At 74.0% G+C, this 14,834-nt stretch carries 11 protein-coding genes; 7 read left to right on the top strand and 4 right to left on the bottom strand.

Annotated features, from left to right (window positions below; translation table 11 throughout):
• The first annotated feature begins 207 nt into the window (after window positions 1–207).
• From ACFOWE_RS07340 to ACFOWE_RS07315, 6 genes are all read left to right on the top strand, one after another.
• The gene (locus ACFOWE_RS07340; protein WP_377286280.1) at window positions 208–924 is read left to right on the top strand and encodes a polysaccharide deacetylase family protein; all 717 of its coding nucleotides are present in this window, start codon (window positions 208–210) and stop codon (window positions 922–924) included.
• Complete coding sequence (locus ACFOWE_RS07335) at window positions 921–2,291, top strand: glycosyltransferase (RefSeq protein WP_377286278.1); 1,371 nt, start codon at window positions 921–923, stop codon at window positions 2,289–2,291. The genes ACFOWE_RS07340 and ACFOWE_RS07335 overlap by 4 nt, the downstream gene beginning before the upstream one ends.
• A complete protein-coding gene (locus tag ACFOWE_RS07330; protein ID WP_377286277.1) occupies window positions 2,288–3,547 on the top strand; it encodes a glycosyltransferase in 1,260 nt (419 codons plus the stop codon). Before ACFOWE_RS07335 ends, ACFOWE_RS07330 begins: the two co-directional genes overlap by 4 nt.
• 552 nt (window positions 3,548–4,099) lie before the next feature.
• Window positions 4,100–5,359 carry an NAD(P)-binding domain-containing protein gene (locus ACFOWE_RS07325; protein ID WP_377286276.1) on the top strand — a complete coding sequence of 420 codons (1,260 nt, stop codon included), beginning with the start codon at window positions 4,100–4,102 and terminating at the stop codon, window positions 5,357–5,359.
• Window positions 5,360–5,494: 135 nt separating this feature from the next.
• A complete protein-coding gene (locus ACFOWE_RS07320; protein ID WP_377286275.1) occupies window positions 5,495–7,621 on the top strand; it encodes a sensor histidine kinase in 2,127 nt (708 codons plus the stop codon).
• Window positions 7,599–8,228: a response regulator gene (locus ACFOWE_RS07315; protein ID WP_377286274.1), complete on the top strand. Its 630-nt coding sequence runs from the start codon at window positions 7,599–7,601 to the stop codon at window positions 8,226–8,228. Before ACFOWE_RS07320 ends, ACFOWE_RS07315 begins: the two co-directional genes overlap by 23 nt.
• Here ACFOWE_RS07315 and ACFOWE_RS07310 read toward each other — a convergent pair.
• Window positions 8,200–8,874: a hypothetical protein gene (locus ACFOWE_RS07310; protein ID WP_377286272.1), complete on the bottom strand. Its 675-nt coding sequence runs from the start codon at window positions 8,872–8,874 to the stop codon at window positions 8,200–8,202. The two genes, ACFOWE_RS07315 and ACFOWE_RS07310, sit on opposite strands and share 29 nt — an antisense overlap.
• Before the next feature lie 105 nt (window positions 8,875–8,979).
• Window positions 8,980–10,452 (bottom strand): AAA family ATPase, encoded by a 1,473-nt coding sequence (locus tag ACFOWE_RS07305; protein ID WP_377286271.1) that lies wholly within the window; start codon window positions 10,450–10,452, stop codon window positions 8,980–8,982.
• A 187-nt stretch (window positions 10,453–10,639) separates the two neighbouring features.
• Between ACFOWE_RS07305 and ACFOWE_RS07300 the strand changes: the two genes are divergently transcribed.
• Window positions 10,640–11,281: a GNAT family N-acetyltransferase gene (locus ACFOWE_RS07300; protein ID WP_377286269.1), complete on the top strand. Its 642-nt coding sequence runs from the start codon at window positions 10,640–10,642 to the stop codon at window positions 11,279–11,281.
• Between the two features lie 3 nt (window positions 11,282–11,284).
• Here the strand turns inward: ACFOWE_RS07300 and ACFOWE_RS07295 are convergent, their stop codons facing one another.
• Window positions 11,285–12,763 carry an AAA family ATPase gene (locus ACFOWE_RS07295; RefSeq protein ID WP_377286268.1) on the bottom strand — a complete coding sequence of 493 codons (1,479 nt, stop codon included), beginning with the start codon at window positions 12,761–12,763 and terminating at the stop codon, window positions 11,285–11,287.
• A gap of 64 nt (window positions 12,764–12,827) precedes the next feature.
• A complete protein-coding gene (locus ACFOWE_RS07290; RefSeq protein ID WP_377286267.1) occupies window positions 12,828–14,768 on the bottom strand; it encodes an acetoacetate--CoA ligase in 1,941 nt (646 codons plus the stop codon).
• Window positions 14,769–14,834 lie beyond the last annotated feature (66 nt).

The following is a 14,834-nucleotide window of genomic DNA, read 5'->3' as shown; positions in this document are numbered from 1 at the left end:
GGCATTCAGGTGTCAAAGAGAAACGCCGACTTGGGGGAAATCTGATGATATTCCGGCCGGTTGCGGAGACGGCATCCGGCCGAGCCGGTCCCCGCGGCCACAGGGGGTGAGCGCCCGACGGCGGCGCTCCCGCACCGCCGCAGCAGCACTCACCGGATCCAAGGAGATCACGAAAATGATCGGCTTCACGCCAGGAACGAGGCGGACGTGACCGGGCGACCGGCGGCCATGCCGTACATCCTGATGTACCACTCCATATCGAGGTACGACAGCGACCCGTACCGCATCACGGTCTCCCCGCGGCGGTTCACCGCCCAGATGGCCTGGCTGAAACGGCGCGGACTGCGCGGGGTCTCGGTGCGGGAGCTGCTGCTCGCCGAGGCCTCCGGCCAGGCCCACCGGATGGTCGGGCTGACCTTCGACGGCGGGTACGCCGACTTCGCCACCGACGCGGTGCCCGTCCTGCTCCGGTACGGCTTCACCGCCACCGTGTTCGCGGTGGCCGGGATGCTGGGCGGGGAGAACGCCTGGGACCGCGACTGCCCGCGCAAGCCGCTGATGGGTGCGGCTGAGCTGCGCCGGGTGACCGGGGCGGGCATGGAGGTCGGCTCGCACTCCGTCCGCCACGTCTCCCTCACCGGCGCCGCCGACGCCGAACTGGAGATGGAGCTCAAGGAGAGCCGGGTGGTCCTGGAGGAGGCGCTCGACCGCGAGATCGCCGGGTTCTCCTACCCGTACGGCCACGCGGGCCTGCGGGAGGTGGACGCGGTCCGCTCGGCCGGCTACTCCTACGCCTGCGCCATCTGGCGCTCGGAGTGCAGCGGGCGGCACGCGCTCGCCCGGACCTGCGTCGGGGACTCCGACGGGCCGCTCCGGCTGCGCGCCAAACGGCTGGCGCACGACCTGCGCTGGGGGCGCTCATGAGGGTCCTGCACGTCATCACCGCCCTGACCGCCTGCGGGGCCGGGCAGCAGCTGCGGGCCCTGCTGCCGCACCTGGACGCCGAGTGCGAGGTGGCCGTGCTCACCGGGCCCACCGGCCCAGTCGACCCCACCGGCCCCACAGCCGCCGCCGCGGAGGCCGGCGGTGAGGGGACCCCCGTCGCGGAGGGCGGCGCGGAGGGCGGCGCGGGGGCCGCCGGAGGGTCCGTCGAGGAGGCCGTCGCCGCCGCCGTTCCCGTCCACCACGTGGGCATGCGCGGCCACCGCGACCTGCGCGCCGTGCGCCGCCTGGCCCGCCTGATGCGGGCCGGCCGCTACGACGTGGTGCACACGCACCTGTACCGCGCCTGCGTGTACGGGCGGGTGGCCGCGCACCTGGTGGGTGTGCCCGTGATCGTCGCGACGGAGCACTCGCTCGGCGAGGAGCGGATCGACGGACGCCGCACGACCCCGGGGACACGCGCGCTGTACCGGGTGGCGGAGGCCCTGGGCGACGTGACCGTCGCGGTCTCGGTGGCCGTGGCCGACCGGCTGGCCCGCTGGGGGGTGCCGCGCTCCCGGATCGAGGTGATCCCCAACGGGATCGATCCCCTGCTCTACCGCCACGACCCGCGCCTGCGGCACGAGACCCGGGCCCGGCTGGGCATCCCTCAGGACGTCCACGTCGTGGGCGGCGTGGGGAGGCTGGAGCCCGGCAAGCGCTTCGACGTCCTGCTGGAGGCCGTGGCCGGCCTCGACGAGACCGTCCTGCTGCTGGCCGGGGAGGGCGGCGCCCGCTGGGCGCTCGCCGAGCGCGCCCAGGCCCTGGGGATCAAGCGGCGGGTGGTCTTCGCCGGCGCGTCCGCGGACGTGCCCGCGCTGCTGTCGGCCGTGGACGTGCTCGCCTCCCCCTCCGTGGAGGAGACGTTCGGGCTGGCCGCCGTCGAAGGGCTCGCCGCGGGGCTGCCCGTCCTCTACTCCTGCTGCCCCGCCCTGGAGGAACTTCCGGCGCACGCCGCCCCCGGAGCCCTGCGCGTGCCCTCGGACGCCGGCCGCCTCCGCGCCGAGCTGCGCGCGCTGGCGGCCGCCGGCCCCCTGCGGCTCCAGCCTCCCCCGGCCGTCGCCCACTACGACATCCGGCGGCACGCCGCGCGGACGGGCACGCTGTACGAGCGCCTGCTGCGGGAGGCCTCCCCCGCCGCGATCCCCGCCCCGGTCCCGGCACCCGCCCTGGCCGTGCTCGCCGAACCCCCGGAGCCGCCGGGGGCGCGGGGGACGGCCGGGACCGTAGACACGGTGGAGGCGATGGAGACGGGGAAGGCGGCGGAGGCGATGGAGGCGGCGGAGAGCACGGGGAGGGCACAGGCATGACCATCCGACCGCAGGCATGGCCCGCCGGGCTCGCCCCCTCCGTGCTCCATGTCAGCAGGACCACCGGCGGCGGCGTCGCGGTCCAGGTCGCGGCCCTCGCCGCCGACCAGGTCAGGCGGGGCTGGAACGTCGCCGTCGCCTGCCCCGGTCACGGGCGCCTGCCGGAGGAGCTGGCCGCGCTCGGGGTGCAGCGGCTGCACTGGGAGACGGCCCGGTCGCCGGGGGCCGGAGCACCCGGCGAGGCACGGCGGCTGCGCCGCCTGATCGACCTGTTCACCCCGCACGCCGTCCACCTGCACTCCGCCGGGGCCGGGTTCGCGGGCCGCGCGGTGCTCCGCGGCCGGATCCCCACGCTGTTCCAGCCGTACGGCTGGTCGTGGACGACCGTCCACCCGGCGCTGGAGAGGGCGGCGCTGGCCTGGGAGCGGACCGCGGCCCGCTGGGCGGACCTGCTGGTATGCGTGGGCGAGGGCGAGGCGGCGCTCGCCCGCCACCACGGCCTGCGGGGCAACATCGCGGTCGTCCGCAACGGGATCGACCTCGACCGGTTCCGCCCGGCCGACGCCGGTGTCAGGAGGGCCACCCGGCTGATGCTCGGTCTCCCCGAGCACGCGCCGCTGGCGGTGTGCGTCGGCCGGGCGGCCCGGCAGGAGGAGCGGGGCCTGCTGGCCCGCGCCTGGGAGCGGGTCGCCCGGGTTTGCCCGGAGGCCCGTCTCGCGGTCGTCGGAGACGGCGGCGGGGGTGGTGACGGCGGCGGTGACGGCGGCGGTGGCAGTGGCAGTGGCGGCGCGCCGGGCTCGCACACGCCGGTGCCGGGCTCCCTGTTCTCCGGCGTCGTCACCGACGTCCGCCCCTGGTACGCGGCGGCCGACGTGGTCGTCCTGCCCTTCCCCCGGGAAGGGCTGCCGCTGACCGCGCTGGAGGCGCTCGCGAGCGGGCGCGCGCTGGTCGCGGCCGACGCCCCCGGCCTGCCGGAGGTCGTCACCTCCCGGGTCGGTGCTCTCGTGCCGCCCGGGGACGCCGGTGCCCTGGCCGAGGCGGTCGCCCTCCGGCTCCGCCACCCCGCCCTCGCCCACCAGGAGGGACAGGCCGCGGCCGGCCGGGCGGCGGACTTCGGCATCCGGCCCGTGCTGGACCGGCTGGCGGCGCTCACCTCGCGTGTCATGCGAGGCGAGCGCGGGGACACGGCGTCCGCCGCCGCCGGGCTGCTCTCCGGCCGCGTCGCGGTCTCGCGGTGGGACGAGGACCACGGCTGACGGGGCCGTCCCCGGGATCGGCGGAGGGCTCCGGAGACCCCGTACGGAATGTCGCGATCGACAAGAAACAGGGGAAACAAGATAAATGGCGGGAACGGCGGGAACACGCCCTTGTGCATGCATATCAGAGAAACGCCGCCGCCGATTAACCCGTCCCCGCGGAATCCTTATATAGTGGCAGCCCTGTCGGCGGCCCGGATCGACGTATTCGGCGGGCGCGTTCACGAGCACGACCGGACCGGCGGGGAGCGGCCTTCCCCGACTCGACGGCCCACCGGCCGGTGCCTGCCGGATCCCCGCACCGAGGCCGTACCGAGGTCGCGGCGCGGCCCCGATGGCCGCCGGCACGCCCATCCGGCGCGCGGGAGACGCCCCATCCCCTTCCCTGGTGATGGCGAGACAGAGCCGGAGACGAGGCTTTAAACGCCTCGACCGGCGCGTCCAGAGCCTTCCGGAATAACCGCGTTAGAATTTTTTCGCAGCATTTGGAAAACGAGGGGCCAGCCGCGGGCCGGCTCCTTCACGGGGGATTCAAATGAACAAGGAGAAGACATGCGCACGCCGGTAGTCGACGTCGCCGTCGTCGGGGCTGGTCCCTACGGGCTCTCCGTCGGAGCCCATGCCGTCGCCGCCGGGCTGGACGTGCGTGTCTACGGCCGTCCCATGGAGACCTGGGAGCGGAACATTCCGGCGGGGACGCTGCTCAAGACCGAGCCGGCCTCCTCCCACCTCGCCGACCCGCACCGCAGCTACGGGCTGGACGCCTACTGCCGCCCGCGCGGCCTGCCCTGCTCCCCGGGCTCCCCCGTGCCCGCGGCGACGTTCGCCGAGTACGGCAGGTGGTTCCGCGCCCGCACCATCGGCGACGCCCTCGATCCCTCCTCCGTGACCGAGGTCCGCGCCCAGGGGCGGCTGTTCACCCTCGAGTTGTCCACGGGGCAGACCGTCATGGCCCGCACGGTCGTGCTCGCGCTGGGCTTCCCGCCGTTCGCCCACCGGCCCGCCGTGCTCTCCGGTCTGCCCTCCGAGGCGTGCACGCACAGCTCCGAGCACCGCGACCTGTCCGTCTTCGCGGGCCGTGACGTCACGGTGGTGGGCGCCGGGCAGTCCGCGCTGGAGACCGCGGCCCTGCTGCTGGAGGCCGGGGCCCGGCCACGGGTGGTGGCACGGGTCAACACCCTGCGCTGGGAGGAGGCGCCCGAGCCGGACGCCTCCCCACTGCGGTGGGCGCTGTCGCCGGTCTCCGGCCTCGGCTCCGGCTGGGGCGCCTGGGCCTGCTCCGCGCTGCCGGGCGCCGTCCGCCGCCTCCCGGCGGCCACCCGCCACCGCGTCGTCCGCACGGTCCCCGGCCCGGCCGGGGCGTGGTGGCTGCGCAGGCGCTTCGACGGGAACGTCCCCGTGGTCCTGGGCCAGACGCTGGCGAGCGCGGTCTGCGGTGACGAGGTGGTCCTGAGCCTCCGCAACGAGCACGGGCGCGTCCGGACCCTCCACACCGAGCACGTGATCGCCGCCACCGGCTACCTCGTGGACGTCGAGCGGATGAACGTCCTCGACGGGAGGCTCCGGTACGCGATCCGGCGCACCGGGACCTCTCCCCTGCTGACGAAGAACTTCGAGACCTCCGTGAGCGGCCTGTTCGCCGTGGGGCTGGCCGCGGCCGGCACGTTCGGCCCGGCCATGCGGTTCGTGCACGGCACGCGGTTCGCCGCCCGCCGGGTCACCCGCGGCCTGGTCGCCGCCGTGCGGGCCCGCTCGATGCTCGCCGGCGTCGCCGCCCAGGCCGCGGCCCGGCCCCGGGAGTACATCGGCTGACCGCCGGCCCCGGGCTCCCCTCCGGGTCCGGGCTCCGGCCCCGGCTCCGGGCTCCGGGCGGTGTCCCGGGACGGTGTCCCGTCCGTTCCGGGCGCGGACGCGGGTACGGTGTGCCCGACCGGACCCGGAGGAGCAGTGATCACAGCGGCGCGCATCGCGTGGGCGACCTGCGCCCTGTCCCTGGTCCTGATCGCCTGCGCCGCGATCCTGGCCCACCTCAACGGCTACGGGCTGATGACCCAGAGCCATCTGCTGCTCAACGCGGCCTGCGCGCTGGCGGGCGGACTGATCCTGACGCACCGCCCGGGGCACCCGGTGGGGCGCCTGCTGGCGCTCAGCGCGCTCTGCTTCGCGCTGCTGGAGGCCTGCGGCGAGTACGCCGTCCACGGGACCCTGACCCGGCCCGCCGCGGGCCTGCGGAGCCTGCCGGCGGCCGGGGCCCTGGCCTGGCCGCAGACCTGGCTCTGGATCCCGGCGAACTTCTCCCTCGCCCTGGTGCCGCTCTTCTTCCCCGGCGGCGCCCTGCCCTCGCCCCGCTGGCGCCCGTTCGTGCGGGTGGTGGTGGCCGCGGCCGCGGCCGGCATGGCGGTGAACGCGCTCCGTCCCGGGACGAACGAGCAGGTCGGCGTCGGTCCCGGGGCGCCGAACCCGCTCGGGGTGGCGGTGATGGCCGAGCCCGCCCGCATCGCGGAGACCGTGCTGGTGGCGCTGCTGGGCGTGGTCTTCACCTCCGGGGGCGTCGATCTGCTGGTGCGGGCGGTGCGCAGCACCGGTCTGGAGCGCACGCAGGTCAAATGGCTGGCCTACGCGGTCGCGCTCGCCCTGCTGGCCGCCAACGCGCGCCTGGTGGCGGGACTGACCGACGACGACCCCGGGCGCATCTACCCGCCGGTCCACTCACCCTGGGAGCTGGCCGGCGCGTTCGCCATGGTGCTCGTCCCCGTCGCCATCTGCATCGCGATCCTGCGCCACCGGCTCTTCGACATCGACCTGGTGATCAACCGGACGCTGGTCTACACGCTGCTGTCGGGCTGCGTGACCGGCGGGTACGTCCTGGTGGTCGGCTACCTCGGCATGCTCCTCCCCTCGGCCCGGCTGCCGTCCTCGGTGCTGGCCGCCGGGCTGGTCGCCCTCGTCTTCTCCCCGCTCCGGCAGCGGCTGCAGGGCTGGGTCAACCTGCTGACGTACGGCGAGCGGGACGACCCCTACGCGGCGCTCACCCGTCTCGGCCGCCGGCTGGAGGCCAGCGGGGAGCCGGGCGCGGTGCTGCCCGGGGTCGCGCGCTCGGTGGCCGAGGCCCTGCGCCTGCCGTACGCGGCGGTGGAGACGGCCGACGGGGAGCGTCACTCCTGGGCGCCCGCGCGCCGTGACTCCCGGGACGGCGCCGACGGCGCGGCCGGTCCCGGAGGCCCCGGGCTGCTCCGCCTGCCGCTGGTCTGCGACGGCGCGCGGGTCGGCGACCTCATCCTGGCCCCGCGCGCGGGGGAGAGCGGGTTCGGCCCGCGCGACCTGCGGGTGCTGACCGACCTGTCCAGGCAGGTCGCCGTGGCCGTGCACGCCGTACGGCTCTCCGCCGACCTGCGGCGCTCGCGGGAGCGGCTGGTGATGGCCCGGGAGGAGGAGCGCCGCCGCCTCCGGCGCGACCTGCACGACGGGCTCGGCCCCACGCTGGCCGCGCTCACCATGCGGGCGGAGGCCGCGCACGACCTGGTCGCCGACGAGCGGGCCCGGAGCCTGCTGGCCGACCTCGTCCGCGACGCCGAGGCCGCGACGGCCGACGTGCGCACGCTCGTGGACGGGCTGCGCCCGCCCGCGCTCGACTCGCTGGGCCTGGCCGGCGCGCTCCGCGCCCTGGCGACCCGGCAGCCGCCCGGCCTGCGGGTCGCCGCGCACGTCCCGGACGGGCTGCCGCCGCTGCCCGCCGCCACCGAGGTGGCGGCCTACCGCATCGCGGCCGAGGCGCTGGCCAACGTCGGCAGGCACGCGGGCGCGACCTGCGCGGAACTGCGGATCGGGGTGGCCGGGGAGACGCTCGTGCTGGAGGTCCTCGACGACGGCGACGGGGTACGGCCGGCCGCGCCGGAGCCGGGCGCGCGGCAGGGCGTCGGGCTGGCCTCGATGCGGGAGCGTGCCGCGGAGCTGGGAGGATCGTGCACCGTCGAGGATCGCGCGGAGGGCGGGACCCGGGTCAGGGTGCTGCTCCCCGCGCACGAGGGAGATCGCGTGGGAGGGGGGGCCGGTGATCCGGGTCCTGCTGGTTGACGACCACACCGGGTTCCGGTCCGGGCTGCGCGCCCTGCTCTCGGGCGCCGAGGGGATCGAGGTCGCCGACGAGGCCGCGAGCGGCGAGCAGGCGCTGGCCCTCGTCGGGCGGGCGCAGCCGGACGTGGTCCTCATGGACCTGACGATGCCCGGCATGGGCGGGGTCGCCGCGACCGAGCGGCTGGTCCGCGACCATCCGCACGTCCGGGTGGTCGTGCTCAGCATGTCGGACGACGACGACGCGGTCTTCGCCGCCATGCGGGCCGGCGCCCGCGGCTACGTCCTCAAGGGCGCGCGCAAGGCGGAGCTGGTCCGGTCCGTGCAGGCGGCGGCCGAGGGCGAGGCGATCTTCAGCCCCGCCATCGCCGCGCGGATGGCGGCCTACTTCGCCGAGCGGGAGCGGGCCGAGCCCGCACTGCCCGAGCTGACCCCCCGGGAGCGGGAGATCCTCGCCCTGGTGGCCGAGCACCTCACCAACCCCCAGATCGCCGCCCGGCTCGGGCTGAGCCAGAAGACCGTGCGCAACCACGTCTCGGCGGTCTTCGCCAAGCTCCAGGTGGCGGACCGGGCCCAGGCGATCATGCGGGCACGGGAGGCCGGGCTGTGAGCTCCGGCCGGTCCCACTCCTGCTGCGGCATGCGGAGCACGAGGAGCCCGAGCCGGCCGTAGGCCGCCAGCTGGAGGAGCGCGCCGACGGACTGCACGGCGGGCGGCTGGTCCACGGTCGCGAACGGCACGAGCGTGCCGGCGAACGAGACGGCCGGCACCCACCAGGGGGCGAACTTCGTCACGGCCAGCCCGACCAGCAGGGTGAGCAGGCCCGCGTGGGCGAGGAAGGAGGGCAGCAGCATGCCGAACACGAAGCCGGGCAGCTCGTTCGCGTGCGTGATCACCTGCTCGGCCTGGGCGCCGGACAGGGTCCGGGCGAGCGCCAGGTCGTAGAAGTCGGTGGTGAACAGGGTCAGCGCGTGCCCGGCGCCGACCAGCCCGAGCGCCGCGCCGATGTTCCCGGTGCGGGGGGCGCGGTGCTTGAGCAGGTGGGCCAGGCCGAGGGTGACGGGGATGAAGGCGAGCGCCGCCCACAGGTAGAGCAGGGCGCTGACCTGGACGGATCCCGCCTGCGCGCGGAAGACCTCCGGGTCGTGCTCGGCGCCCGGGGGCGAGGTCAGGAAGGCGAGGAAGAGCAGCACCGGCCAGCCGAGCAGGGCGAGCCCGGCGACGGTCCGGCGGAAGGAATCCGGATTTTTCAGCATGTGCCGGAGTCAATCCGGCCGCCGTCCCAGGCCGCCTGAGCCGTTGTCCCCACCCTCCCGGGAGGAATGTCCCGGACGGACGGCGGTCACATGGTCCGGACGGCCTCAGCCGTACAGTGCGGCTAGGTCCACGAGGAGGACACGGGGATCCCGGCGGGCCTCCTCCCGGAGGTCCTCGTCGAAGCCCGCCCCGCTGTAGCAGGCGAGAACGGTCTCCTCGGCGCGATGCCCCCGGGCCGTGAGCAGTTCCCGCGCCCGGCGGAGCCGGGCCAGATGCCCCACCCCCATGACCTTGTCCCATTCGGCCTCACCGATCGAGAGGACCCGCTGCCGCTCCCCGAGGAGCGCGGGGGTCATCACCACGACATCCAGCTGGATCTTGTTGTTCTCCCGCTTCGAGTGGTCGACGAGGAGGGCGGATCCGACCTCGCCCGGCGGCTCGTCGAAGACGTCGTCCGCTGTGATCGCCCAGTCCCGACAGATCTGCTCGAAATCCGGGCCGACGACCTGGGAGAGGAACCGCGGTCGCGACCCCCGCCACACCCGTTCGGCCTCTCCGAGCTCGAGCGCCGCCCAGCGCGGGCGCATCACCGCCTGGTAGAAGGCGATGAGAGGCTCCGCGATCCGGTAGACGGGCTTCTTGCGCTGGATGAGGTCGCAGTCCTTGACGATCAGCTGGCAGTCCTCCAGTACGTGGAGCGGGTGGGCGATCTCCGCGGACTTCCGGCCGACATAGGCGGCGATCCCGCCGTTGGTGGCGTTTCCGGCCGCGATCGCGCCCAGGACGGAGTGGTACAGCCCGGGATCACGTGCTTCCACCTCCTCCGCGAGGAGGTAGCGCGCCTCCCGGAAGAGCGGCGTCTGCGGGTTGAGCACCGTACGGCAGACCCACTCCTCGAAGTCGGCCGGTCCGTCCGGGGCGTCGTTGCGGACGAACTGGCGGCCGTAGGCGGGCGTGCCACCGACTACTGCGTGCAGGAGTACGGCGAGCGCGGGGTCATCCGCGCCCCAGAAGGCGGCGGCGGAGCGGTAGCGCAGCGGCTTGACGATCATTTCGAGGCCCGCGCGGCCGCGGAGCGGCGCCTGCCCGGAGAGCAGGCGTCCCATCACCGACATCGCGGAGCCGCACAGCAGGACACGCGCGAAGCACGGCTCCCGGTCGACGTGCCAGCGTCTGTCGAGATGGCGCTGGAGGATCGAGGGCAGCGCGGGGCTCGCCTTCATCAGGAGCGGGAACTCGTCGATGATCAGCGGGATGGGGCGCTCTCTCGCCAGGGAGAAGAAGTGGTCGAGGGCGTCGTCCCAGCCGGCGAACATGATCGGCGCGGGGGCTCCGGTGAAGCGCGCCAGCGCGGCGCCGAACAGGCGGAGCGCCTCGGTCTCAGTGGATTCGTCCGCCTCGAAGTAGAAGCCACCCATGGCCTCGGCGAGCGCGGTCAGCAGGTAGGTCTTGCCCTGCCTGCGCCTGCCGCTGACCACTCCGAGAACCGGCTCCGGAGCGGCGTGCTCCGCGAAGGCGACCAGAGCTCTCCAGTCGGCGTCCCGGTCGAAGATGCGTTCGGGCTTCATGATCGACATGATGCGATTCTACTAAACTGTAGTTTAGTTAACTGTAGTTTAGTGACTTGTGTCACCACTCTCTCCGGTCCGCCGCTCGGAAGAGCGGGATGCCGCTCGCCCCGGCCGGTGGAGGCGCTTCCCTCCGGACGCTCCCGCGATAAATCGGTTGGACCAGGCCGCAGACAGATCTGCAAAATTGACAGGCATGCGGCATTTCCCGATCTTCCGGCTCCGGGTGACCACGCCCCGGCTCGAACTGCGCCTGCCCTCGCTCGACGACCTCGACGCCCTGGCAGACCTGGCCGCCGAGGGAGTGCACGACCCGGAGCTCATGCCGTTCACCTTCCCCTGGACCGACGCCGAGCCCGCCGCGCGGGCGCTCGGCACGCTCCAGTACCACTTCGGCACATGGGCCTCCTGGTCGCCGGAGCGGTGGAGCTGCCTGTTCGCCGTCGCCTGCGAGGGGCGGGTCGTGGGGATGCAGGAGCTCTCGGGCTCGGACTTCGCGGTCACCCGGGAGGTCTCGACCGGCTCCTGGCTGGGCCGGCGCTTCCAGGGCAAGGGCATCGGCACCGAGATGCGCACCGCCGTGCTCCACCTGGCCTTCGACGGCCTGGACGCCCGTTACGCGGTCTCCGGCGCGTTCACCGACGACCACGCCTCGCTCGCGGTCTCCCGCAAACTCGGCTACCGCGACGACGGCATCGAGACCCACAGCCGCCGGGGGAAGGCCGCCGATCTGCGGCGCCTGCGCCTGACCCGCGACGACTGGACCACCCTGCCGGGCTTCGAGATCCACGGCCTCGGTCCCTGCCTGCCCCTCTTCGGCGCCGAGCCTGCGCCGTGACGGCTACCGGAGCGGGCGCATGCCGTACAGGGCCGGCAGGTCCACGAGGAGGACCCGGTCGTCCCGCCGGGCCTCCGCGGTGAGGTCGGCGTCGAACCCGGCTCCGCTGTAACAGGCAAGGACCGTCCCGGAGGTGTCATAGCCCTTCGCGGCGAGCAGGTCCCGGGCCCGGCGCAGGCGCTGCAGGTGCCGGAGCCCCATCACCTTGTCCCACTTCGCCTCGCCCAGGGAGCGCACCGCGCGCGCCTCGTTCGGGTAGGCGGGGCCGAGCACGGCGACGTCCACCTCGATCTGCTTCCTGGTGGACGGGTCCACGACGGTGCCCGCCGCGACCTCGCCCACCCCGCCCTCGAACACCTCGCGGGCGTGCCGGGTCGCGAACTCCCGGCACAGCGTCTCGAAGTGCGGCCCCATCACCTTGGAGAGGAAGCGCTGCCGGGACCGGTCCCAGACCTCCCGGGCGTACCCCAGCCCGAGGTCGGTCCACTCGGGGCGCATGACGGCCTGGTAGAAGGAGATCACCGGTTCGGTGATCCGGTACTGCGAGGCGGACTTGAAGGCGTCCTTCTCCTTCGCCAGGAGCCCGCAGCCCTCCAGCACGTGGAGCGGGTGGGCGATGTCGGAGGACTTGTAGCCGATGTGGCCCGCGATCCCGCCCCAGGTGCCGTTCCCCTCGGCGACCGCGGCGAGGACCGAGTGGTAGAGCGCGGGGTCCCGGATGTCCGTCTCCTCGGCCAGCAGGTAGCGCCCCTCCCGGAAGAGGGACGTGCGCCGGTTGAGGACCGTGCGGACCGCCCAGTCGTCGAAGTCCTCCGGCGAGGCGGGGAGGTCCCCGGCGACGAACTCGTCCCGGTAGGCGGGCGTCCCGCCCACGATCGCGTGCACGAGCGCGGCCAGCCGGGGATCCGAGATGCCCCAGAACGCGGCGGCCTCGCGGAAGCCCAGCGGCTGGACGACCAGCTCCAGCCGGGCCCGTCCGCGGAGCGGGGCCTGGCCGGACAGGATCTTCCCCATCACGGAGAGCGCCGAGCCGCAGATCAGCACCCGGGCGAGACTGCTGCCCCGGTGGGCCCGCCCGCGCAGGTCGATCTCCTGCTTGAGGATGGACGGCAGCGCGGGCTCCGCCTTCATCAGGTACGGGAACTCGTCGATGACCAGCGGGAGGGGCCGGTCCTGCGGGAGCGAGAAGAAGAACGTCAGCGCGTCCCGCCAGTCCGCGAAGGGGTAGCCCACGGGCGAGCCCGTGTGCCGGGCCAGAGACATACCGAACAGGCGGAGCAGTTCGATGCTCGTGCCCTCGACCGCCTCGAAGTAGAAGCCGCCCATCGCCTCGGCCAGCGCCTTGAGCAGGAACGTCTTGCCCTGCCTGCGCCGACCGCTGACGACGCCGAAGGCCACCTCGGCCTGCGTGCCGGTCGCGAAGGAGACCAGGGACTCCCACTCCCACTCGCGGTCGAAGATGTGGTCCGGTTTCTCGACCATCCACGCCTCCGCAGATCACTGAAGTACAGATCAGTGAACTGTACTTCAGTGATCTGCGGCCGTCTCAGGATTGCGGCGTGAAGTGGGCCAGGACCTCGGGGTTGGCCATGGCGTCGGGGTTGGCGGCCTGCTCCGGCGGGGTGCCGAGGAGGATCTTGCGGACCGGGACCTCCAGCTTCTTGCCGCTCAGCGTGCGCGGGATGCCGGGCACCTCGGTTATCTCGTCGGGGACGTGCCTCGGGGACAGCTCGGTGCGCAACGCCGTACGCAGGCGCGCCACCAGGTCGCCGGTGAGCTCCGCGCCCTCGGCCATGGTCACGTAGAGCAGCAGCCGCCCCTCCTGGCCGAGCCTGCCGGTGTCGATCACCAGGCTGTCGGCGATCTCCTCGAAGCGCTCGACCACCCGGTAGAACTCGCTGGTGCCCATCCGCACGCCGCCCCGGTTCAGGGTCGAGTCGGAGCGGCCGTAGATCACGCAGCCCCCGTCGGGCAGGATCTTGATCCAGTCGCCGTGCCGCCAGACGCCGGAGTAGTCGGCGAAGTAGCTCTCCCGGTACCGCGAGCCGTCGGGGTCGTTCCAGAACATGACCGGCATGGACGGCAGCGGCACGGTCAGCACCAGCTCGCCGACCTCGCCGGTGACCGGCGCGCCGGACGGGTCGAACGACTCGACCTTCGCCCCCAGGCAGCGGCAGGGGATGACGCCCGCGCGGACCGGCAGCAGCGGCACCGCGCCGACGAAGCCGGTGCACACGTCGGTGCCGCCGGAGAACGAGCCGAGCTGGACCGCCGGGAGCTTCTCCTGCACCCAGGCGAAGCCCTCCGGCGGGAGCGGCGAGCCGGTCGAGCCGAGGCCGCGCAGCCGCTCCAGCCCGCACGGCGCCACGTCCGCCTTCATCGAGGCGATGATGTACGGCGCGCCCGTGCCGAAGTAGGTGACGCCCTCCTCGGCGGCCACCCGCCACAGGGCGTCGGTGCCGGGGTGGGCGGCCGAGCCGTCGTAGAGCAGCACGGCAGAGCCGACCAGCAGACCGCCGATGAGGTAGTTCCACATCATCCAGCCGGTCGTGGTGTACCAGAAGAACAGGTCGTCCGGGCCGAGGTCCTGGTGGAAGGAGAGCGCCTTCAGGTGCTCCAGCACCACGCCGCCGTGGCCGTGCACGATCGGCTTGGGCAGGCCGGTGGTGCCGGAGGAGTAGAGGATCCACAGGGGGTGGCCGAAGCCGACCCGCTCGAAGGCCAGCGGCCCGTCGGCCGAGCGCAGCTCCTCCCACTCCAGGACCGGGACGCCCGTGCTCCCACTGGGCTCCGCCGTGCCCGCGCCCGGGGAGGGCAGGCGGACCCGGGCGACGAGGGTGGGGAGCTTGGCGGCGATGCCGTCGACGACCTCGGCACGGTCGAAGCGCCTGCCGTTGTAGTCGTAGCCGTCCACCGCCAGGAGCACCTTCGGCTCGATCTGGGTGAAGCGGTCGATCACGCTGGGCGCGCCGAAGTCCGGCGAGCAGGAGGACCAGATCGCCCCCAGGGAGGCGGTGGCGAGGAAGGCGACGAGCGTCTCCGGAGTGTTCGGGGCGTAGGCGGCGACCCGGTCGCCCCGGCCGACGCCCAGCCGGGCCAGGCCGGTGCGGACCCGCGCGACCTCTGCGGCCAGCTCGCCGAGGGTGAGCGTGCGCCGCGCGCCCGCCTCGTCGCGGGCGACCACCGCGAGCCGGTCGGGCTCGGCGGCGGCGAGGCGGAGCGCGTTCTCCGCGTAGTTCAGCGTCGCTCCTGTGAACCATTCGGCGCCGGGCATCGTCCCAGATATGACGGGCCCGTCACCACGCTCCCCCACCACGCCGAAGTAGTCCCAGACCGACGTCCAGAACGCGGCCGGATCGTCCACCGACCACTGCCAGAGGGCCTCGTAGTCGACCGGCCGGCCGAGCCACTCCATGTAACGGGTGACCCTGGCGTTCTCCACGATCTCCGGGGTGGGTTCCCAGAGCAGCGCACCTTCCTCAACCATGCTCCCCATCCTTGCCGCACCCCGCCCGGATGTCATCCCCGGCGCCCACACAGCCGGCCCGCCCGG

This window comes from Planomonospora corallina (genome assembly GCF_042650625.1).
GTDB classification, from domain to species: Bacteria; Actinomycetota; Actinomycetes; order Streptosporangiales; family Streptosporangiaceae; genus Planomonospora_B; species Planomonospora_B corallina.
The sequence above is the reverse complement of the archived record's forward strand: the minus strand, read 5'-3'. Positions and strand labels throughout refer to the sequence as shown.